This window comes from Paenibacillus sp. P36, assembly GCF_045866505.1.
GTDB lineage: Bacteria > Bacillota > Bacilli > Paenibacillales > NBRC-103111 > Paenibacillus_E > Paenibacillus_E chondroitinus.
On the sequence record NZ_AP038372.1, the window covers coordinates 1,561,586 to 1,583,313 of the forward strand.

At 48.5% G+C, this 21,728-nt stretch carries 23 protein-coding genes and 1 riboswitch; of the genes, 22 read left to right on the forward strand and 1 reads right to left on the reverse strand.

From position 1 onward, the window contains the following. Positions 1-44 precede the first annotated feature (44 nt). Positions 45-413, reverse strand: coding sequence for a phage holin family protein (locus ACKTT9_RS07290; protein ID WP_127457319.1), 369 nt, complete (start codon positions 411-413; stop codon positions 45-47). 249 nt (positions 414-662) lie between these two features. Here ACKTT9_RS07290 and ACKTT9_RS07295 point away from each other — a divergent pair, with 249 nt between their 5' ends. The 22 genes from ACKTT9_RS07295 to ACKTT9_RS07400 all read left to right on the forward strand — a co-directional run bounded on the left by ACKTT9_RS07295 (position 663) and on the right by ACKTT9_RS07400 (position 21,602). Then, positions 663-3,023 carry an endonuclease MutS2 gene (locus ACKTT9_RS07295; RefSeq protein WP_407871028.1) on the forward strand — a complete coding sequence of 787 codons (2,361 nt, stop codon included), beginning with the start codon at positions 663-665 and terminating at the stop codon, positions 3,021-3,023. A 138-nt stretch (positions 3,024-3,161) separates the two neighbouring features. Further along, positions 3,162-3,842 (forward strand): PspA/IM30 family protein, encoded by a 681-nt coding sequence (locus tag ACKTT9_RS07300; protein ID WP_407871029.1) that lies wholly within the window; start codon positions 3,162-3,164, stop codon positions 3,840-3,842. Positions 3,843-3,957: 115 nt separating this feature from the next. Then, entirely contained in the window at positions 3,958-4,377 is a 420-nt protein-coding gene (locus tag ACKTT9_RS07305) for a DUF350 domain-containing protein (protein ID WP_127457316.1), read from the forward strand. Positions 4,378-4,513: 136 nt separating this feature from the next. Continuing rightward, complete coding sequence (locus ACKTT9_RS07310; protein ID WP_407871030.1) at positions 4,514-5,014, forward strand: hypothetical protein; 501 nt, start codon at positions 4,514-4,516, stop codon at positions 5,012-5,014. Between the two features lie 120 nt (positions 5,015-5,134). Continuing rightward, on the forward strand, positions 5,135-6,448 hold the full coding sequence (locus ACKTT9_RS07315; protein WP_407871031.1) for an MFS transporter: 1,314 nt from the start codon (positions 5,135-5,137) through the stop codon (positions 6,446-6,448). A 24-nt stretch (positions 6,449-6,472) separates the two neighbouring features. Further along, positions 6,473-7,438 carry a cysteine synthase A gene (gene cysK / locus ACKTT9_RS07320; protein WP_157319557.1) on the forward strand — a complete coding sequence of 322 codons (966 nt, stop codon included), beginning with the start codon at positions 6,473-6,475 and terminating at the stop codon, positions 7,436-7,438. Between the two features lie 150 nt (positions 7,439-7,588). After that, complete coding sequence (locus ACKTT9_RS07325) at positions 7,589-7,858, forward strand: hypothetical protein (protein WP_407871032.1); 270 nt, start codon at positions 7,589-7,591, stop codon at positions 7,856-7,858. Between the two features lie 179 nt (positions 7,859-8,037). Beyond that, positions 8,038-8,529 (forward strand): Lrp/AsnC family transcriptional regulator, encoded by a 492-nt coding sequence (locus ACKTT9_RS07330; RefSeq protein WP_127457313.1) that lies wholly within the window; start codon positions 8,038-8,040, stop codon positions 8,527-8,529. Positions 8,530-8,544: 15 nt separating this feature from the next. After that, a complete protein-coding gene (locus ACKTT9_RS07335; RefSeq protein WP_157319555.1) occupies positions 8,545-9,750 on the forward strand; it encodes an aminotransferase class I/II-fold pyridoxal phosphate-dependent enzyme in 1,206 nt (401 codons plus the stop codon). A gap of 67 nt (positions 9,751-9,817) precedes the next feature. Beyond that, the gene (locus ACKTT9_RS07340; protein ID WP_127457311.1) at positions 9,818-10,084 is read left to right on the forward strand and encodes an aspartyl-phosphate phosphatase Spo0E family protein; all 267 of its coding nucleotides are present in this window, start codon (positions 9,818-9,820) and stop codon (positions 10,082-10,084) included. A 62-nt stretch (positions 10,085-10,146) separates the two neighbouring features. Continuing rightward, the gene (locus tag ACKTT9_RS07345) at positions 10,147-10,677 is read left to right on the forward strand and encodes a hypothetical protein (RefSeq protein ID WP_407871033.1); all 531 of its coding nucleotides are present in this window, start codon (positions 10,147-10,149) and stop codon (positions 10,675-10,677) included. Between the two features lie 32 nt (positions 10,678-10,709). Then, a riboswitch (cobalamin riboswitch) is annotated at positions 10,710-10,870 on the forward strand. 149 nt (positions 10,871-11,019) lie between these two features. After that, positions 11,020-12,039, forward strand: coding sequence for an ABC transporter substrate-binding protein (locus tag ACKTT9_RS07350; protein WP_407871034.1), 1,020 nt, complete (start codon positions 11,020-11,022; stop codon positions 12,037-12,039). Positions 12,040-12,053: 14 nt separating this feature from the next. Then, on the forward strand, positions 12,054-13,076 hold the full coding sequence (locus tag ACKTT9_RS07355; RefSeq protein WP_407871035.1) for a FecCD family ABC transporter permease: 1,023 nt from the start codon (positions 12,054-12,056) through the stop codon (positions 13,074-13,076). A gap of 5 nt (positions 13,077-13,081) precedes the next feature. Beyond that, a complete protein-coding gene (locus tag ACKTT9_RS07360; protein WP_407871036.1) occupies positions 13,082-13,858 on the forward strand; it encodes a heme ABC transporter ATP-binding protein in 777 nt (258 codons plus the stop codon). Between the two features lie 23 nt (positions 13,859-13,881). Next, positions 13,882-14,964 (forward strand): nicotinate-nucleotide--dimethylbenzimidazole phosphoribosyltransferase, encoded by a 1,083-nt coding sequence (gene cobT, locus ACKTT9_RS07365; RefSeq protein ID WP_407871037.1) that lies wholly within the window; start codon positions 13,882-13,884, stop codon positions 14,962-14,964. Positions 14,965-14,991: 27 nt separating this feature from the next. Continuing rightward, on the forward strand, positions 14,992-15,573 hold the full coding sequence (gene cobU / locus ACKTT9_RS07370) for a bifunctional adenosylcobinamide kinase/adenosylcobinamide-phosphate guanylyltransferase (RefSeq protein WP_407871038.1): 582 nt from the start codon (positions 14,992-14,994) through the stop codon (positions 15,571-15,573). Positions 15,574-15,596: 23 nt separating this feature from the next. After that, the gene (gene cbiB, locus ACKTT9_RS07375; protein WP_407871039.1) at positions 15,597-16,571 is read left to right on the forward strand and encodes an adenosylcobinamide-phosphate synthase CbiB; all 975 of its coding nucleotides are present in this window, start codon (positions 15,597-15,599) and stop codon (positions 16,569-16,571) included. After that, positions 16,547-17,377 (forward strand): adenosylcobinamide-GDP ribazoletransferase, encoded by an 831-nt coding sequence (gene cobS / locus ACKTT9_RS07380; RefSeq protein WP_407871040.1) that lies wholly within the window; start codon positions 16,547-16,549, stop codon positions 17,375-17,377. Before cbiB ends, cobS begins: the two co-directional genes overlap by 25 nt. A gap of 17 nt (positions 17,378-17,394) precedes the next feature. Beyond that, complete coding sequence (cobD, locus tag ACKTT9_RS07385) at positions 17,395-18,501, forward strand: threonine-phosphate decarboxylase CobD (protein ID WP_407871041.1); 1,107 nt, start codon at positions 17,395-17,397, stop codon at positions 18,499-18,501. Continuing rightward, on the forward strand, positions 18,494-20,098 hold the full coding sequence (locus ACKTT9_RS07390) for a cobyric acid synthase (protein WP_407871042.1): 1,605 nt from the start codon (positions 18,494-18,496) through the stop codon (positions 20,096-20,098). Before cobD ends, ACKTT9_RS07390 begins: the two co-directional genes overlap by 8 nt. Further along, the gene (locus ACKTT9_RS07395) at positions 20,095-20,664 is read left to right on the forward strand and encodes a cob(I)yrinic acid a,c-diamide adenosyltransferase (RefSeq protein WP_127457300.1); all 570 of its coding nucleotides are present in this window, start codon (positions 20,095-20,097) and stop codon (positions 20,662-20,664) included. Before ACKTT9_RS07390 ends, ACKTT9_RS07395 begins: the two co-directional genes overlap by 4 nt. Then, entirely contained in the window at positions 20,661-21,602 is a 942-nt protein-coding gene (locus ACKTT9_RS07400; protein ID WP_407871043.1) for an RluA family pseudouridine synthase, read from the forward strand. The genes ACKTT9_RS07395 and ACKTT9_RS07400 overlap by 4 nt, the downstream gene beginning before the upstream one ends. Positions 21,603-21,728 lie beyond the last annotated feature (126 nt).

Here is a 21,728-nt window from a genome sequence, read left to right on the forward strand (position 1 = left end):
TTTTTGGGCTTTATCATGGCTATCAGGACTACAAACTGATACAGTTATCGACGATCTTCTCTTCCTGTGATCCCTTGTTCGAAGGGGGTTTTCACAGGAATGAACAAGTCGATGATCCCAATGACTAAAGCGGCTAAAATCGCACCTATGATGCTCGTTGAAACATTGCTTACGACGAACTGAGCGGCCCAGATGACCAGCGCGCTCACCAGAAAGCCTACGATTCCTCTGCCAAAAGGAGTGATTTGTTTGCCAAAAATCCCTTCAATGATCCATGCGGCAATGGCAATGACCAAGGCAAGGAAAAACGCGCTCCAGAATCCGCCGACTTGAAATCCTGGCACTAACCAACTTACAAACATTAATACCAAAGCAGATACAATAAACCTGACCAGATGTCCTAGAAGATGCATTCAAGAACCTCCTTTTTTCTACGATGAGACAACCGTGCGCTCATAGCTAGAAAAGATGTTTTTGTTGAATTTTGCTTGGTGTGTTTGACATGTACTTCGATTCCTTGGCAGAAGGAATAGGTGCACAAATTAGTGTATCCAACTTTTGAACAGATTATGGCAGGCAGCATCTTCCATATAACAATTGTCTCCGTAGCTAATCATACGCAAAATGGTTTATAATATAGGATAGAAATGAGGTTGGGACAGTTGAATCAGAAAATTATTAAAACATTGGAATATGCGAAAATTTTACATAAACTAGCTCATCACGCCGCTACTTCTCTCGGGAAGGACGCTGTCCAGCATCTTGAACCGATCGGGGACTTTGAACTCGTTAAGCTGCGGCTGCAAGCAACCGATGAAGCGGTAAATGTAGAACGCCTGAAAGGTAACGCCCCGTTTGGCGGGATACGGGATATTCGTTCCTCCTTGCACCGCGCCAGAATTGGCGGGATGCTGAATCCGGCTGAATTGCTGGACGTATCGACGACGATGTTTGGTACCCGCAGATTGAAAAGATTTATACTGGCTGTTCATGAGGAGTATTCAATTCCGATGCTCAAGGGGCAGGTTGAATTACTGACTGAGAATAAATCGTTGGAAGATAAAATTAATAGCTGCATTGATGAGAATGCCGTTGTTGTCGATAGCGCAAGCGTTGAATTAGGACGCGTGCGCAGTGAGCTGCGTACAGGCGAGAGCAGAGTGCGTGAACGCTTGGAGCAGATGCTCCGCAATTCGTCGGTACAAAAGATGCTGCAGGATGTGTTGATCACGATCCGAAACGATCGTTACGTGATTCCGGTCAAATCCGAATATCGTTCTAACTTCGGCGGGATGGTACATGATCAATCGGCTTCGGGAGCGACCCTATACATTGAACCTGACGCTATTGTGCAGCTGAACAATAAGATTCGCGAGCTTAAATTCAAGGAAGAAGCGGAAATCGAGAAGATTTTGCGCGCCTTAACTGCGCTTGTCGCTGAACAAGTTGATGTGCTTGTTTATGATGTGGATCAGTTGGCAGAGCTCGATTTTACGTTTGCCAAAGCAGGCCTGGCCAGGGAGCTTAAATCTACGATGCCAAGGTTGAATGACCGTGGCTTTATCAAGATCAAGCGCGGGCGTCATCCGCTTATCGCTCCAGATATCGTTGTTCCGCTTGATTTGGAGTTAGGGAATGATTTTACGCAAATTATTGTGACCGGACCAAATACAGGGGGAAAAACAGTCTCTCTCAAAACGGTTGGTTTATTAAGTTTGATGGCGATGTCCGGCTTGTTTGTACCCGCGGAAGAAGGCAGTCAATTATGTGTATTCGATGCAATTTATGCCGATATTGGGGATGAACAGAGCATCGAACAGAATCTAAGTACATTTTCGAGTCATATGACAAATATCATCAGCATATTACGGGATATGACGCCTAAGAGCTTAGTGCTGCTGGATGAGCTTGGAGCAGGTACGGATCCTGCCGAAGGCTCTGCACTAGCCATCTCGATTCTTGATTATATCCACCAAATTGGCTGCCGAATCATTGCAACGACCCACTACTCGGAGCTTAAGGCTTACGCGTACCAAACGCGAGGCACGATAAATGCGAGCATGGAATTTGATATCCAAACGTTAAGCCCAACTTATCGTTTGCTTGTAGGGGTTCCAGGGCGAAGCAATGCGTTTGCCATTGCGGAACGTTTGGGCTTGTCGCGCCGAATTATTGAGCATGCGCGCACCCAGGTCGGCGAAGAGGAAAAACGCGTAGAGTCGATGATCGCGTCTCTCGAAGAGAACCGCTTAATCGCGGAAGCGGAGCGCGAGAGCGCCGAGAGGCTGCGGCGCGAGGCGGAAGAGATGCGCCGGACGTTGGAGGCGCAGCAGCTCAAGTTCGACGAGCAGCGCGACAAGCTGCTCGAGAAAGCCGAACGCGACGCGCGTGAGGCTGTCGCCAAGGCACGCCGCGAGGCGGACGAAGTGATCGCCGACCTGCGGCGCATGGCGCAAGAAGAAGCCGGTGGGGTCAAGGACCACCGGCTGGTTGAAGCGAAGCGCCGCCTCGATCAGGCGGCGCCTGAACTGCGCGAGAAGCAGGTTCGCGCAGCGAAGAAGCGGCCGGAGAGAATCGAGGCCGGTGATGAAGTGCGTGTCGTGAGCTTGGGTCAGAAGGGTCACGTGGTCGAAATCGTTAGCGCTACGGAAGCGACTGTGCAGCTGGGGATTATGAAGATGAAGGTTGAGATAGCCAACCTCGAGAAAATCGGCAGTACGGCTCAGAAGAAGCAGTCTCATCAGGTGGCGACCACCGTCAAACGAACAAGGGATGACAGCATTCGTATGGAGTTGGATATGCGCGGGCTGAACATGGAGGAAGCGTTAATTGAGGCAGATCGCTTCCTGGATGAATCGTTCCTTGGCAATTTGGGGCAAGTATACCTGATTCACGGCAAAGGAACAGGCGTGCTCCGCACAGGCATGCAGGAGTATCTGCGCCGTCACAAACACGTGAAAAGTTACCGTATGGGGAACTACAATGAAGGCGGAGCCGGAGTGACCGTAGTGGAATTGAAATAACTTTTAAAAATATTTTCAACTTTTTGAAACTCATTCTTTGGGACTGCGTATTTAATGTGTGTAAGCACCGGTGATTAGAAAACAAAACGCAATACCAATTATAAAATAAATAAGGATTAACCTTAGGAGGAATTCAAAATGGGTATTTTTAAAAGACTGCGTGATATGACAATGGCTTCGATCAATGATTTGCTGGACAAAGCGGAAGACCCTGTCAAAATGTTAAATCAGTTTTTGCGTGACATGGAAGAAGACATTTTGGAAGCAGAATCCGCAGTAGCTAAGCAAATTGCGATTGAGAAGAAATTCAAGCTACAGTTCGAAGAAGCAGAAGAAATGGTTACCAAACGTACAGAGCAAGCGATGAAAGCTCTTGAAGCCGGCAATGAAGATTTGGCTCGCCGTGCGCTTGAAGATAAGAAAGAGCAGCAAGTTCGTTTCGATGAGTTGAAACGTCAATATGATCTTGCCAAAACTAATGCGGATCAACTTCGCGGCCAGTTGACGGAGATGAAAGACGAGTTCAACAAAATGAAAAACAAAAAAGATTTGTTGATTGCCCGTGCTGAAACAGCCAAAGCGCAAAAACAAATCAATCAAGCGATGTCCGGATTCGGTACAGACAACGCAGCCAAAGGCTTTGACCGCATGAGCGAGAAAGTCCTTCAAATGGAAGCTGAAGCGCAAGCAAGCGGCGAGATTCGTTCCAAAAACCGCAGCTTGGATGATGAGCTCGAGGGACTTGGCGCCAGCAAAAGTGGCATCGATGATGAATTGGCCGCTATGAAAGCAAAGCTTGCTGAAAAAAAACAATCTTAATGATATACTAATAGTACCTGCGAGAGACTGAGCCAAACTCAGTCTCTTCTACCGTATATAGGGATTTTTAAATCAACGTTTAAACTCTCTACGTGGAAGGAAGGCAGGAGACGAAATGAATGAAGAGGTGGATGTGTTGCTGAGTAATCCGTATTTATCGACGCTTGCATTTTTTGCAGTAGCTGTCATCGCGCTTGTGGTATTTTTAACAATTTTCGAAATGGTCACGAAGTATGATGACTGGGCAGAGATCAAAAAGGGCAATCTCTCTGTGGCAATGGCGACAGGCGGGAAAATTTTTGGGATTTGCAACTTGTTCCGGTTTTCCATTTTGAATAATGACACGATGATTCACTCTCTCATTTGGGCAGGCTACGGATTCTTGCTGTTGCTAGCAGCCTACTTCATTTTTGAGTTTTTAACGCCTTATTTTAAAATTGATGAAGAAATCAAAAAAGATAACCGCGCTGTAGGGTTCTTGTCTTTGACGCTATCTGTCTCCCTATCTTACGTAGTAGGCGCATGCGTAACCTAGAATCATACATAGTCTTGGAGGCTTGAACATGAAATACCTGTGGGGCACCTTGTTTGCTATTGCATTTGTGTTTATGGCGGCAGGGATTTATTATTTAATGAAATTTGCTTGAAGGCAATAGATGGAGGATTACGTCATGAGTGCGAATGAAGAAGTGGTTTGTCCTTGGTGTCAAACAGAGATCGTTTGGGATCCTGAGATTGGGCCGGAGGATGAATGTCCGCATTGTTTTAACGAGTTGAATGATTATCGCAGTATTGATTTGAAAGTGAAATTAACGGGTCAACCGCTCCGGTTTCAAGATCAGGAGTTTCCGGATGCGGATGAGGATTTGTCTTTGGCATGGGATGACTCAGATGAACCGCTTGATAAATATGGAGAAAAGGTACAGCATATCACAGACGAGCAGGAAGAAGCGCCGGAGTGCTCGAACTGTCATGAACTGCTTCTGCTGGCAGGCAACGAAGTTGTAAACGAAACTTCCTTCACGCCAACCATTCCCAAAACGCTAGGCAGTGCGTTCCTGACGGCTCCGTTCACGATGAATGTGTATGTGTGCCCGTCCTGTTTTAAAGTTGAAAAAGTGTTGTCCGATACAGATCGACTATTGATGGTTGAACGCATTAAATCGGAGTAAAAAGGAAACCGAGTCCTCGTGGATTCGGTTTTTTTATATGGAATACCTCATATTTTCACCCGAATGGGGAAGTTTAACTAGAACTATTTCGTTTCCGCGGGGAAAGGTGAGGAATTATTTATGCACAATGATCAGAGTATGCAGCGAATGCATCCAGGTAAAGGGAAAGAACGACAGAAGGGCAATTATTTCGAAGAACGCGATCAACAACCTACTGACCATAACAACTCGGCCCCAAAAGGGAGATTAGATTCACAAGCGATTCTTCTGATTATCGTTCATACGCTATTTGGGAGCGCAAACGCGCTATCGGGAACTTTTGTCGGCGTCTATTTGTGGAAAGCCAAAAATGACTACACGCTAATTGGTTGGTTTACGTTAGCGACTCATTTGACGATGGCCATCACCTTCTGGTTAGCAGGGAAATGGGTGAAGGAACATAATAAAATGAACTGCTTGCGCATCGGCGTAGCTATTTCGGCCGTATTTTATATGCTGGTTCTGTGGCTGGGAGCGAACAGCTTTCAATATTTTGTATGGCTGGGCATCGTGCAAGGAATTTCTGCAGGGCTGTTCTGGGTTGCCTTTAACGTTGTTTATTTCGAAGTAACGGACCCTGACAATCGGGATCGATTTAACGGATCGGTGGGCTTGCTCGGAGCTGGAGCGGGCATCATTGCGCCATGGATTTCTGGCTTATTGATTGTGAATTTGGGCGATATCAAAGGTTATCGATTAATCTTTTCCATTTCACTTGGCATCTTTCTGCTTGGCGTAGTGATTAGCTTTTTTCTGAAAAAGAGAAAAGTACAAGGCACTTACGAATGGATGTTTCCTATTCGAAGCCTTAGGAAAGCGGAAACGCCTTGGAAGCGTGTCAGTTTGGCGTTGGTTTTTCAGGGGGTTAGAGAAGGCGTCTTCGGTTTCATGATCGCTCTGCTTGTTTATATTTCTACATCAAGTGAAGCGAGTCTGGGGAATTTTGTGTTGATTACGTCAGCGGTTTCTTTAGTTAGTTTCTGGGCGGCAGGCCGGTTTATAAAGCCGAGGTTCCGGAAGGTGAGCATGTTTATCGGTGCAGCTATGGTGGTAGCGATCATTCTTCCTTTTTTCTGGAAAATGGGTTACAGCACTTTACTTCTTTTCGGATTGGGGTCAGCGCTTTTCTTTCCTATGTATTCCGTACCGATGGTATCGGCCGTATTTGATTTGATTGGTTCAACGGAAGAAAGCGCCAGGCAAAGAGAGGAGTATATCGTGCTTCGTGAACTTGCATTAAATGTTGGCAGGGTTTGCGGGGTGCTGCTGTTTATTTGTGTAATTTCGTGGAGCAAGGCGCCACTTGTCATTAATGTGCTTTTATTAGTCATCGGCAGTTCTCCACTTTTTAGCTGGTATTTTATGAAAAAGCAGTTATCTATAATTAAAACTTGACATCTCTGGGGCTTCCCGATAAAAATGTGGATAGTGTTGGTTAATGGGAAGAGGAGGGGGCAACCCTTGACACATAAAAAAATGGTGAACAGCATCACAGAGCTGATTGGCGATACGCCTGCTGTCCGAATTCAACGGTTGGTGGAGCCTGGCGATGCAGAGTTGTATGTCAAACTTGAATATTTTAATCCAAGCGGCAGTGTAAAGGATCGGGCGGCTTTTAATTTAATTGAGCAAGCAGAGAAAAATGGACTGCTTAGCCCGGGCGCCACGATCATCGAACCGACGAGCGGCAATACAGGCATTGGCCTCGCGATGAATGCAGCGGCCAAAGGATACAAAGCCATTCTCATCATGCCGGATAATATGTCGAAGGAACGGATTAACCTGCTCAAGGCCTATGGCGCAGAGGTCGTCCTGACTCCTGCCGCGCTGCGGATGCCAGGAGCTATCGCCAAAGCACAGGAGCTGAGGGATCAAATTCCGAACAGCTACATCCCTCAGCAATTCGAGAATCCGGCGAATCCGAGCATTCACCGGGTTACGACTGCCCCTGAGATTTTGGAGCAAATGGAAGGGCGTCTTGACGCTTTCGTTGCTACTTCAGGTACCGGCGGAACCATTACCGGAACGGGCGAGGTGCTTCGCGAGAAGCTGCCGGACATCCAGATTTATGTCGTGGAGCCCAAGGGATCTCCTGTTTTATCCGGAGGAAGCCCAGGACCTCATAAGCTGGTTGGCACGAGCCCTGGTTTTGTACCGTCTATTTTGAATACGAGCATATATGATCAGATTGTTCAAGTGACAGATGAGGACGCAATCGGTACGATGAAAGACTTGGCTAGTAAAGAAGGAATCCTCGTAGGACCATCCGCCGGTGCTTCGGTTTGGACGGGACTGCAGGTCGCCCGTAAGCTTGGAGCGGGGAAAAGGGTGCTTTGTATCGCGCCGGATACCGGTGAACGATATTTAAGTATGGATCTATTTTGATTAAAAGATAGGCGATGAGTACGGCTGCTGGACTAGAATGTCCGGAAGTCGTATTTTTTTTTTGTAAATCGATAAAAAATATTGAATAAAAATTCATGATTGAGTATAATTATAGAAGTAGCAAAGCGATCGCAGAGAGGTGGATTTAGCTTGAAATTATCCTATATTAATGGACATCCCGAAAATGATCAACTTCATGATTTTATACAGTCATATACAAATGAATGCATAACAACCGGTGCTCAGAACCAAGTGGACTGGAATCAGCTGGAGTCTCAGAATGTGATTTCTGTGTATGACGATAATACGCTTGTCGGGATCGGCTGTATGGCCGGAGAACCGAGTATCCATGTGCGGCCTACGTATGAACACCGTGAAATTGAACATACCGTTGCTAAATTGCTGAAAGCTGGCATCTAAACGGGGTGTATAAATAATAAGCTGCCTGGATCAGGCGGCTTTTTGTTATTCTCATGCAGGAAAATTCATTTATACACAAATTATCTGAAAATTTGATGAGCGGAGTAATTGAATTAGGACAGCAATTCATTGTAAGATTAAAGGATGAATGAATACGATCACAGAAAGGTTGGTTAACCATGGATGCTTTGAAGCTTAAAATTCTCGAATTACTGAAAGAAGACGCCCGCCGGAGTGCGGAACTCATCGCCACAATGTTAGGAACGGCGGAGGACGAGGTGGCGCGAGCGATAAGCGAGATGGAAGCGGATAAGGTCATCGTCAAGTACGCGACAGTTGTTAACTGGAGCAAGGTAGATGACGAAAAGGTTACCGCCCTGATTGAAGTGCAAATTACGCCTGAACGCGGACGCGGGTTCGACGCTATTGCGGAACGGATCTATTTATATCCAGAGGTCAAATCTGTCTATCTCATGTCTGGCGCTTATGATTTACTTGTAGAGGTTGAAGGTCATTCGCTTAAACAAGTCGCTTCTTTTGTTTCTAACAAGCTATCGCCAATTGATCGCGTGCTTTCAACCAAAACGAATTTTATCTTGAAAAAATACAAACAAGACGGCATCATTTTCGAGGATCAGGCTGATGATCATCGGATGCTTGTCTCTCCGTAAGGAAGAGGTAAAGCCATGATCAAAAATGAGACAATCGTAGAGCCGAACAAAGTGAAATCGATGCAGGGCTACCTTGCTCCTGCCGTACGTGAAATGAAGCCTTCAGGTATTCGGAAGTTTTTTGATCTAGTAAGCAACAGCAAGGATGATATTATTTCCCTTGGTGTGGGGGAGCCGGATTTTTCAACCCCTTGGCACGTTCGTGAAGCAGCCGTTTACTCTTTGGAGCGCGGCAGAACGAAATATACGCCAAACTCAGGGATTCCTGAGCTTCGCGAAGCGATTGCGGATTATTTGTACACATCCTTTAAAGTGAAATATGAGCCGTCGAATGAAGTCCTTGTGACCGTCGGAGGCAGTGAAGCCATTGATTTGGCTCTGCGTGCTTTGATTACGCCGGGGGATGAGATTCTGATTCCAGAACCTTGCTACATCTCCTATTCGCCTATTACGAGTATTAGCGGCGGCGTTCCAGTCGGAATCGAAACATTCGCGAAGGATCAGTTCAAACTGACAGAGAAGGCGCTTCGTGATGCCATTACGCCACGCTCCAAAATTTTAATTCTATGTTATCCAAGCAATCCTACTGGCGGCATTATGACTTATGAGGACTGGCTGCCAATTGCCAAAGTTGTGGAAGAGAACGATCTAATTGTGATTTCGGATGAAATTTATGCGGAATTGACCTATGGGCAGAAGCATGTAAGTTTTGCAGCTGTTCCGGGCATGAAGGATCGGACAATTCTAGTTAGCGGCTTTTCCAAAGCATTTGCGATGACTGGCTGGAGAATGGGATATGCATGCGGTCACCGAGAGTTGATCTCCGCAATGACCAAAATTCACCAGTATACGGTGATGTGCGCACCTGTGATGGGTCAAGTAGCTGCACATGAGGCTTTGACAAATGGTTTGGAAGAGAAAGACCGTATGATAGAGTCTTACAATCAACGCAGGCGCCTGGTCGTCAAAGGGTTCCGCGATATTGGACTGGAGTGTCATGAACCGCAGGGTGCTTTCTACGCCTTCCCGAGCGTTGTTGCCACAGGACTTACTTCAGACGAATTTGCCCAGCGGCTTTTATTCGAAGCTAAGGTTGCTGCTGTACCAGGAGATGTGTTCGGCTTAGGTGGGGAAGGTTTCTTACGCTGCTCTTATGCCTATAGTGTATCTCAACTGAATGAAGCTTTAGAGAGAATTGGAAAATTTCTAAGAAATTTGTGATTCAAACTGAAAAATCTATGTTAATTATTCATGAAAACTGGTATTCTTGTAGTAAGGAGGGATGAGCATGGCTTTCATGGAATACCAACTATCAACCTATCGAAAACATCTGCAAATTAATGAACAAGATTTCGAACAACGTTGGTTGACTAAGCGTGCTAAGAAACGTAACTCCCTAAACTTATTAGAAGAAGAGATTCATTCTCTGCGACGCAGGTTAGAACAGATGGTTCTGGACGGAGAAGAAATGACATCCGAATCTGTCGTGGAACTCAGTACGATACTTGATCTCAAAATAAATGAATATATGAATAATTGGAAGAAAAGTCGGTGAAAGCCGACTTTTCTCGCGACTATCGATATATTTAGATTCGTATACGGAGGTACTCTTACATCATGAAATTGAAATTTCTAATGGTCATGCTAGTGTCAGCACTTATGGTGATAGTTGCGGGTTGTGGAGGACCAAAGCCGGATGTTTCTATCTTTGTCATGGGTCAAAATGGATTTCCAAGTGATGCAGGTGAGAAGCTAGAGGCATCTTTGAAAACGAAGATCGGCGAGACTCCTACCGTTAAGCTGAATACTTCTCCCATTTTCTCCATGGAAAAAATGATCGTTGAATTGGCGGCAGGCGGAAACGGCATCTTCATCCTGGCGGATGACCAATTTAAAACATTAAGCAATCAAGCAGGGTTCGTTTCTCTGGACGAGACGATTAACCCTTCGGATTATCCGGACGGTGTTATCGAAATTGCGGAAGAGGGCAAGCCTGCCGAAAAGCATCTGTATGGAATTCCGCTCTCAGGCAACAAGTGGATGAAGGAGCAAGGCTTCGAAGGAAAAGGACTTATTGCTTTCATTCCTGTCAATGCCCCGAAAATGGAGGAAGCTAAGCAAGTACTCAAGGTTATTGCACAAAAGTAGCAAGAAGTCTATAATCGACAATTAGATTGATAGTCAAATATGCAGCCATTGGTGCCGGCAACGAATTCACATATGAATTTCATTGTCGCTTAAAAGGGAAGCCGGTTGAAGTCCGGCGCGGTCCCGCCACTGTAATCCGGAAGAGAAGTATTGCCGGGGAGCCAGGATACCTGCCATGGTGCCGTTACGACATCCTTCGAGGAAAAGGATCGCTTTAAATCAGGAAGCAACGGATTCGTTGCTGAGCACCGCGATTTATCGTCCCCTTTGTTCCTTAGGAACAGAGGGGTTTTTTATTTGGGATTTATCGAAATCACAGGTTTCAGAGAGAGGGGTTACACCATGCAAATGAAAAAGAACGGGATCAAGAGGGCACTCCTCTTATCGGTTGCTTTAGCGACAGCGGTTAGCTTAGCGGCTTGTGGTAAGCAAGAAGCGGAAATTACCAGTCCATCTAAGCTTGGCGGAGAGTCAACGACGGCGCCTACTCCTGCTGCAACAACAGCTGCGACATCCAAAAAGACGGCGTATCCGCTGAAAATTAAAGATGCAACGGGGAAAGAATTCACTTTTGACAAGGCGCCGGAGCGGATCGCATCGGTTTCTCCTGCAGAAACGGAAGCACTTTTTGCACTTGGATTGGATGATAAGATTGTTGGCGTCTCCGATTTCGATGATTATCCGGAAGCAGCGAAGTCCAAGCCCAAATTGGGAAGTATCACGAAGCCGAACCAGGAAGCTTTGATTGCGACTAATGCGAATATTGTCTTTACAGGTGTCTCGATGAAAGCGGACACGGTTGAAAAACTGCGGGAATCGAACATCAATGTGTTTAAAGTGGAACCCAAGACGTTGGATGATGCGATTGCAAACATTGAAACCTATGGTTTGATTACAGATCGTCAGGAACAAGCTGAGAAAATCGTCACCAAGATGAAAGCGGATCGTAAGAAGGTTGTCGATGCCGTGAAAGATGTAAAGCAGGAAAACAAGAAAAAAGTATACATAGAATTTAGTCCGGGCTGGACCGTCGGCAGCGGCGAATTTATGGATGAGCTGATCAAACTTTCGGGCGGCATTAATGTAGCTGGCGACGGTAAAGGCTGGTATCAAATCAGCGAAGAGAAAATTATCGCACAAAACCCGGCTGTTATTCTCTTTGCGAATGGTGTCGTAGATACCAAAAGCAAAATGTCGCTTGATGAAATTATTCGCACACGAAGCGGTTGGGATGCTATTGAAGCTGTAAAGAACAAACAGGTAATCGGTCTTGACCAGAACCTGCTGAGCCGTCCGGGACCGAGATTGACCGATGGACTGCTGGAAATGGCGAAAGGCATTTATCCTGAACTGGTGAAATAAATGAAAAAAAACTAATGCTATGGGGAGGAGTAGGGGGTATACTCCTTCTTCTTTCTATTCTGGCAAGTTTATCGCTGGGAACAGCTAATCTCCCAGTACTCCAAATTGCAGGCATCCTAGGGAAGCATATTCCTTGGGCTGGCGACTATATCGACGTCACTTGGCAGCAGTCTGCGGAGCAAATCATAAATAAGGTTCGTTTGCCTCGCGTATTGCTGGGGATTCTGGTAGGGGCCTCTCTCTCCGTTGCCGGAGCTGCTTTCCAGGGCGTGCTGCGCAATCCGCTTGCAGATCCATACGCACTTGGGGTTTCTTCAGGCGCTTCGGTCGGGGCGGCGTTTTTAATCTATTTTGGTCTGCAGATGGCTTTGTTCGGGCAATGGTCGGTTCCGATTGTTGCTTTTGTAACGGGACTTATTTCCCTTTTCCTTGTGCTTAAGCTGGCTCAGATCGATGGCAAGCTGAAGATGGAGACGCTTATTTTGTCCGGCGTTGTCATGCAGGCTTTTCTTGGCGCGATTGTTTCCTTTATGGTTTCGATTTCTAAGCAGGTCATTAATGAAATTGTTTTTTGGTTAATGGGCAGTTTGGCGATGCGGGGCTGGCCGTACATAACGATTATTTCGCCATATTTAGTCATAGGTTTAGTAATACTGCTTAGTTATGCAAGATCATTGAATTTGCTTGCGTTGGGAGAGCGGCAGGCTTCCCATTTGGGAGTAAATGTAGAACGCACGAAGCTGATTGTGCTAATTGTTGCTACATTTATTACGGCGGCAGCTGTCTCTGTAGCAGGTGTTATCGGCTTCGTAGGGCTCATCATTCCGCACTTGGTTCGTCTGATCGTCGGTCCGGACTATCGTCTTATTATTCCTTTGTCCGCGATTGGCGGCGGTATCTATGTCTTGTGGGCGGACACGCTCGCTCGTACCTTGCTAAGTCCGACGGAGATTCCGCTTGGTGTTATCACAGCGTTTTTGGGGGCGCCATTTTTTGCCTATTTGCTACATAAGGATAAGAAAACGTTAAGAGGTTGAAAACGATGATTAAAGTGCAGCAGCTTTCCCAAAGCTTTCATGAACGGCCGGTACTTGAAAATATAAGCTTTGAGGTTCAACATGGTGAGTTTTTTGGGATTATTGGGCCAAATGGCAGCGGGAAATCGACGTTACTACGCCTTCTTTCCGGGATTGATCCGGTTAAAAATGGCTCGGTAGAGCTGGATGGTCGACTGGCGTCGGCCTATTCACGAAAGGAACTGGCCAGATGGCTGGCCGTTTTGCAGCAGGATGCACTGCCGCCGGTTGGATTCACGATTCGCGAAGTCGTGGAGATGGGCCGTTATCCTTTTCAAAATTGGCTTGGCGAGGATACCGTGGAAGCGGAGCAACTCATCGAGGCGATTATTCGGAAACTGCAGTTGGAACCGCTTGTTGAACGAACGATTGAGCGTCTCAGCGGCGGCGAGAGGCAGCGGGTCGCGCTTGCAAAAGTCATGGCTCAGCAACCTCGTTTGCTTATGTTGGATGAGCCTACAACCTTTTTGGATATTGGGTATCAAGTACAGATGATGGATTATATTCGTGAATGGCAGCGCGAGTCGCAGTTAACCGTAGTGGCGGTTCTGCATGACTTGAATTTGGCCGCGCAATACTGTACACGGTTAATGGTGATACATAACGGAGAATTGGCAGCGATTGGAACACCCGATGAGATTATTACAAGCAAATTAATTACAGAGGTCTATGGAACTGAACCTATTGTTCTGCAGCACCCAACGAACCAAGCACCACAGATTTTATTGCAGCCGGGAAAATAATGAACTTGGTAACGGAGGAATGGATGATGAGTAATTTGCAAACGATGATCAGTGCAATTGAGCCTATTCATGCAGATGTGGTGAAGCAGGCGAATGATCATTTGAATCAATTGACCAAACCGCAGGGGAGCTTAGGCAAACTGGAAGATATTGCGCGACAAGTTGCCGGGATTACCGGTGAAGTGAAGCCGTTGTTTGATAAAAAAGCGGTCATTGTCATGGCAGGCGACCATGGTGTTTGTGAAGAAGGCATTAGCGCGTTCCCAGCGGAAGTCACGCCGCAGATGGTGCTGAACTTCCTTCATGGCGGTGCAGCGGTTAATGTGCTGGCCAGACATGCAGGAGCAGATGTTGTTTGCGTCGATATGGGGGTTAACGCGGATCTGGAGCATCCGAACCTCGTTTCACGCAAGGTAAGAAAAGGTTCACGCAACATGGCGCGCGAAGCAGCGCTTACGTTAGAAGAAACCGTACAAGCGATTGAGGCGGGCATTGAGTTAGTGGATGACCTGGCTCAGAAGGGTTATCGTCTTTTTGCGACCGGTGAGATGGGGATCGGCAACACAACGGCTAGCGCGGCGATTTTATGCGCATTGGGCGGTGTGGATGCTGAAATATCCGTAGGCCGCGGAACGGGTATTGACGACGCGAAATGGCTGCATAAGCGGTCGGTTGTCAACAAGGCGCTCCACGTGAACGGACTTCATCCTGCGAAAGACAACGCGATCAGCACAAGCGGCGACTTCGCGCTTGAAGTGTTAAGCAAGGTCGGCGGATTGGAGATCGCCGGACTGGTTGGCGTGATTCTTGGCGCAGCGAAGAATCGGTGCCCGGTTGTCGTCGACGGCTACATCTCGTCGGCAGCAGCGCTCGTGGCGAGCCGATTAGCCCCGCTAAGCGCGTCCTACATGCTCGCCTCGCACTTATCTCAAGAGCAGGGGCATGCGAAGATGCTTGAGGCTGTGGGCCTCTCTGCGATGCTGCAGATGGATATGCGCCTGGGAGAAGGAACAGGTGCGGTGCTTGCCTTTAACTTGATCGAAGCCGCAGGCAAGATCATGCGAGAGATGGCGACATTCGAAAGCGCAGGCGTGTCGCGGGAGTAGACAGCCTGAGAAGGAGGCGGAGGCGCCATGGCGGTTTTGGTAACGGGCGGCGCGCGCAGCGGCAAGAGCTCTTTTGCAGAGAAGCTCGCGATGCATGGCAGCGAGCGTGGGATCTATATCGCGACCTCCCACATCTACGATGAGGAAATGAGGGAGCGGGTTCGTCTGCATCAGCAGACGAGGCTCAGTTCGGGGTATCCATGGGATACCCGGGAGGAGCCGTTTCGGCTGTGCGAGCTCTTGCAGCAGCTGGACGAGAGCGGCGAGGAAGCGGTTGTTCTGGTTGATTGCTTAACACTCTGGTTAAGCAACTGGCTGCTCCAGTATGAAGGCGAGCAGGACGCTTCCACTTTGGTAATGAAGCAGGTTGAACAACTGGTGAAAACAGTGTCAGGTTACCGTGGACGTGGACAGCTCATCATGGTAACGAATGAAGTCGGAGACGGCATTGTGCCGGAATACCCGCTTGGCCGCAGCTTTCGCGATTTGGCCGGAAGAATGAACCAGCGGTTAGCTGAGGTGTGCGAGCAGGTATTCCTGGTAACGGTAGGGATTCCTATTGAGCTGAAAAGCATGGCTTACCGGCTGGATGGAAGCAAGCAGCCTTAAGAGGATCGGTGCGGTGATAATTGATGTGGATTTATTCCTGGCAGGAGATCGTCTGTATGACGGCTGCTGCCATTGTACTGGATTGGTTCATTGGCGATCCGAGATGGCCGACGCATCCCGTTATTCTTATCGGGCGTTGGATTCGCTGGATGGAAGGGTTACTGCGCAGTAAAAGCGACTCACCCGCGAGTGAGAAATTTAAAGGAGTACTGCTTACAACTACTACTTTGATTGTCAGCACGGGGAGTGTATTCGTCCTCGTTCTAGCCGCCCGTTCGGTTCACGAATGGCTCGGTTATGTCGTCTGTACGTGGTTGATTTCAACGACGATTGCGATCAAGGGACTCAAGGATGCCGCGTATCTCGTGTACAATCCGCTGCGCAAAGGCGAACTTGCCGACGCTCGCAAGTATACGGGCTACATCGTCGGCCGCGATACGGAAGCCTTGGACGAAGAAGAGCTAACGCGCGCGGTCGTGGAGACTGTGGCGGAGAACATCGTTGACGCGGTGATTTCGCCGCTCTTCTATGCGCTGATCGGCGGAGCGCCGCTCGCTATGCTGTACCGGGCATCGAATACGCTGGATTCGATGGTCGGCTACCGAAATGACCGTTACCGTCATTTCGGCTGGGCGTCGGCCCGCTGGGACGACGCTATGAACTGGATCCCGGCCCGGCTGACCGGCCTCCTGCTGATCCTCGTCGCCCTGCTGCAGCCGGGCCTCTCGGCGAAGCGCGCAGCGGCGGCGATACGCCGCTTCGCGCATCTGCACCCCAGCCCGAATAGCGGAATTCCGGAGTCGGCGGTCGCCGGGGCACTCGGAATTGAGCTTGGCGGGCTGAACGTCTACGGCGGCGTAGCGAGCGAACGCGCCCGCCTGGGCTGGCCGCTGCGTCCGCGGACGCAGCAAGATATTGTCTACGCCGTTAGGATGCTTTACGGCGTCAGCTTTGTAGTGATGGGAGGATTGCTGTGCATATTGCTCGTATGGTTCTAGATTGGCTGCGTGCTTGCATCGCAGCCTTTCAATTTCTAACACGTTTGCCGATTCCCGTGCAAATAACGTATACAGACCTTGTCTTTCGGCGCAGTGTGATCTTCTATCCGCTAGCTGGCGGCGTGATAGGTCTCTTGCTGCTTCTCGCGAGTGAAGGACTAAGCCTGTTCCTTCCTCCACTCCCGGCAGCTGTGCTGCTTCTGGGACTGTGGGTTGTTCTGACAGGTGGGTTGCATCTGGATGGCCTAATGGATACCGCAGACGGTATCCTCAGCCATAGACCGCGCGAGCAAATGCTCGAAATCATGAAGGACAGCCGTGTTGGAGCGATGGGCGTCATTGTAGCCGTGCTTCATTTGCTGCTCAAGTTCGCGCTTCTCTACACGCTGCTGGAGTCCAATCAGTGGGATGGAGCCACTGGGATTAGGGGATATTTGCTCCTGGCTATTGTCCCTATTTGGAGCAGATGGTTTATGACGGCAGCCATTCAGGGGTGGCCTTACGCGAGGAAAGAGTCGGGTTTAGGCAGTTTTTTTCAAGGAGTAACAAAGTGGCATGTTGCTATATCACTAGTAGTAGCCCTGTTTACAACTACTCTTTTTGTTTATTTTGGCGATGCCGTTTCGGATGCAGCCGTTTGGCCTGTCCCTCTCTATTTTGCCTGTGCCACATGGTTGGTAGGATGGCTGATTGCGACTTACATCAGCCGCAAATTAGGGGGGCTCACCGGAGATACCTATGGTGCTTTGAACGAGCTGCTTGAAGCGATTCTCCTTCTTGGCGTCGTTATTTGTGCAACACCATAAAGAAAGGAGTGGAATTCATGTTAGAACGCTACGGACACGGAGGCGATCTCTGGACTGCTGAAGAAGCGTTCGGCCGGTCGAGAGATGAATTTCTTGATTTTAGCTCAAATATGAATCCGTTGGGACCGCCTCCCGCTATGAAAGAGATATGGGTGGACGCCTGGAGGGATGTCGTGAAGTATCCAGATCCTGCGGTCCGTGAATTGCGCCGTAAGCTCGCTCAGAAATATGAAATTGAGATGGAGAGCATCTTGGTTGGCAATGGGGCGGCAGAGCTGATCGATTTGACAGCAAGGGTATTGAAGCCGTCCGTGACGGGGCTTGCAAGGCCGTCATTCAGCGAATATGAGGAAGCGATTCACAAAACAGGCGGCAGGATTCACAATATCCCGCTGCGATCATCCTATCAGTTTGAATTGCAGCAGCAGGATGTGGAAGCCGCAATACCGGTTGTGGATCTCTTTTTCCTGGGCCACCCGAACAATCCGACAGGCCGGCTGCTTCCTCGTCACGTCGTAGATAGTCTTCTAGAGAGTGGTCGCAGCTGCGTGCTCGATGAGGCGTTCATGGATTTTGTGCCTGATGAGCAGGAGCACTCGTTGCTTAAGCTGGCTTCAACGAATCGGAAGCTCGTTGTTATTCGTTCTATGACCAAATTTTATTCGATTCCAGGCATTCGGCTAGGGTTTATGGTGGCGCACCCGGACTTGATTCGGGAAATCAGACAGCAGCAAGTGCAGTGGAGCGTTAATTATTTGGCTCAGCGCATAGGTACAGCTGTACTTGAGGATGAGGAGTTTGAGCTGGCGAGCCGCCATTGGCTGCAGGATGAGAAAGCATGGCTCACTGGACAGTTGCAGCTATTGGGCTTAGATGTAGTGCCTACGGATGTGAACTTTGTATTATTTTCTTTTCCTCCGGAACTGGGCTTAACGATAAAGCAAGCGCAAAAACATATGGGACAAATGGGGATTTTGATTAGAGACGCCTCGCTGTTTGAAGGCTTGAATGAACAATATGGCCGAGTCGCTATTCGGCTTCGTGAAGACAATGAGCGGTTGATTGAAGGACTCCGGCAAACAGTGGTTGCTTTGGCACAGAATCGAGGTCGGACGCATGGCTAAAGCCGCAACGTTAATGATTCAAGGCACAGCATCGGATGTTGGCAAAAGCATTCTTACGGCAGCATTATGCCGTATTCTCGTTCAGGATGGCTGGCAGACAGCCCCTTTTAAATCACAAAATATGTCGCTTAATTCCTACGTGACTTTTGACGGGAAAGAGATTGGAAGGGCTCAAGGCGTACAGGCGGATGCCTGCCGCATTTTAGCTACAACGGATATGAATCCCATTTTGCTTAAGCCGAAACAGGATATGGTCGCTCAGGTGATTGTGCACGGCAAGCCATACTCGGATTTAGATGCGAGGACCTATCGGGAATCGTACCTGCCGAAGGCGGAAGCGATTGTCAAAGACGCCTTAGGCCGGCTGCGCAGCGAATATGAGATTGTGGTGCTGGAGGGGGCGGGAAGCCCTGCCGAAGTTAACCTGAAAGATCGCGACATCGTTAACATGCGTTTGGCTGGATGGGCGGATGCGCCGGTGCTTCTCGTCGCCGATATTGATCGCGGTGGTGTCTTTGCATCGATTGTAGGCACGCTGGAAATTTTGACGCCGGATGAACGAGATCGTGTAAAAGGTTTTATCATTAATAAGTTTCGTGGGGATGTCAGTCTGCTGAAACCGGGGTTGGATTGGTTGGAGGAGAAGACAGGGAAACCTGTGTTAGGCGTGATCCCCTATTTGCCGCAGCTAGGCATTGAGGATGAAGATTCCGCTTCCCTGGACTCCAAACGCATGCAGAAGAGGGCACAGAGCACGCCTGAGAAAGCAAAAGATCAATTGGACGTTGCTGTAATTCGCTTGCCTCGTCTTTCTAATTTTACGGATTTTGATCCGCTGCAGGAAGAAAAGGATGTTCATTTCAGATACATTACCCATCTCTCTGATTGGGGAGATCCCGACGTTGTCTTGCTCCCGGGAAGCAAAAATACGATGGATGATCTGCGGTACTTGAACGAGTCCGGCTTGGCTGCACGTATCAAAGCTTTTGCGTTGTCCGAGAATGGATGGGTCACCGGCATTTGTGCGGGGTATCAGATGCTTGGCGTTAGGCTGCTTGATCCGCAAGGCTATGAATCCGATCATCCTGAGCTTGAGGGAATTGGGCTTTTGCCGACAGAAACCGTGTTTACCCCGGACAAACGCACGGTTCAAGTGCAGGGGAGTTCCTCGCTTTTTGCAGATGATGCTGATGCCGGCCGAATGTTTGAAATTGATGGGTACGAAATCCATATGGGGCGTACGAGGTTTTTGAAAGATGTCGTCATGCCTTTTCAAATTAGAGCGTATACCAATGATGAGGCCATCGCCTCGGATCATGTGTTGCACGGAGACGGAGCAGCTGTGGAACAGGGACGTGTTTGGGGGACTTATGTGCACGGGATTTTGCATAATGATGATTTTCGGAGAGCGTGGTTAAACCGGATTCGGAAAATGAAAGGGCTCACGCCTGTTGACGGCGGCTTGCGCTTCAAAGAACGTAGAGAGGCCGCGTTTGATAGGCTGGCTGACCATGTTAGAAGTCACTTGGATATGCAGCGCGTTTATGAGATGATGAAGGTATCACAGCCTTGTCAAAGGGAGGACGTCAAAGAATGAAAATTTATACTCGTACTGGGGATGCCGGACAGACAGGCGTAATTGGCGGTCGTGTGGATAAAGACGATGCTCGTGTTGAAGCATACGGCACGACGGACGAATTGAATTGTTATGTGGGCCAGGCCATGAGCTTTATGGACCCTGCCAAATATCCGGATCTTCTGCCAGATTTGCTCCAGGTGCAGCATGAGCTGTTCGACTGCGGGTCGGATCTTGCGCTCTTGAAGCAGGAACTGCGCCCATACAAAGTTACTGCAGCCATGGTGGATGCGCTAGAGGCGTGGATCGATAAATACGATGCGGAAACGCCGGATATTACGCGCTTTATCCTGCCTGGCGGTGGCAGCGTGTCTTCTACGCTGCACGTATGCCGCACGGTTTGCCGCAGAGCGGAACGCAGGGTCGTCACCCTCGCACGCACACAGGAAATTAATCCGGAAGTACGCAGATACTTGAACCGGCTGTCCGATTTGTTCTTTACGATTGCCCGCACAGCGAATCACCGCGAAGGGATTGCTGATGTGGAGTATGTACGCAGCGCCGAGGTGTTTAGACGTAAATCATGAGCTATTATGAACCGCTAGTATATACGGTGCCGCCTGAGGAAGAAGGTTTTATTCTGAAGACGGTGCTGCAAAAAAGATTGATGGTCTCACGCAAGCTGCTGTCCCGCATTAAATTGACGGAACAAGGCATTACTGTGAATGGCGTCAGGCAGTACATTAATATTAAGGTAAAGGCAGGAGACCGTGTAGAGATCCGTATGGAGGAGGAAGCGTCCGAGGATATTTTGCCGCAAGACCTTCCTCTGCATATTCTTCATGAAGATGAGCATCTGCTGATCCTGGCCAAAGACCCAGGGATCATCGTGCATCCCACACATGGACACTACGTGAATACGATCGCTAACGGTGTCGTGTATCACTGGCAGCAGGCTGGCATCACATGCCGTTTCCGCCCTGTGCATCGGCTGGATCAAGAAACATCGGGTGTATTGGCAATCGCTAAGACGCCATATGTGCACCAGCAAATATCCGAGCAGATGATACAACATCAGGTGAAAAAGGAATACTTGGCCTTTGTTTGGGGACGTTTTGAGGAAACGAAAGGAACGATTAACGAGCCTATCGACCGCGATCCCGAACAACCGCATGTCCGTATTGTCACTCCGGAGGGTTATTCGGCTGTCACCCATTATGAAGTCGTGGAACAATATGCGCAAGCTGCTTTAGTTCGAATCTGGCTCGAGACCGGGAGAACGCACCAAATTCGCGTACATATGCGGCATTTAGGTCACCCGCTAATCGGGGACAAAATGTATACACTGCCCGAATTTGAGGCGAGCCCGGCGGCTGAAGAGGCTGGCAAGCGGCTGAACCGGCAGGCGCTGCATGCTTTCAGGCTCGGCTTTGTTCATCCTGGGACAAGGGAATGGGCAGAATTTAACGCTCCGCTTCCTGCAGATTTAGCCGATTTGCAAGCTTGGCTACAAAAAAATAACTAGTTTTACAAAAACCATCCAAATTTTAGGATGGTTTTTGTTTGGAATAACTTGACTTTCGAATTAAATTAGCCCAAAATTTTAAGTAATTATGAATTAGCTTTCCACATACATAAAGGAGTCCTTACA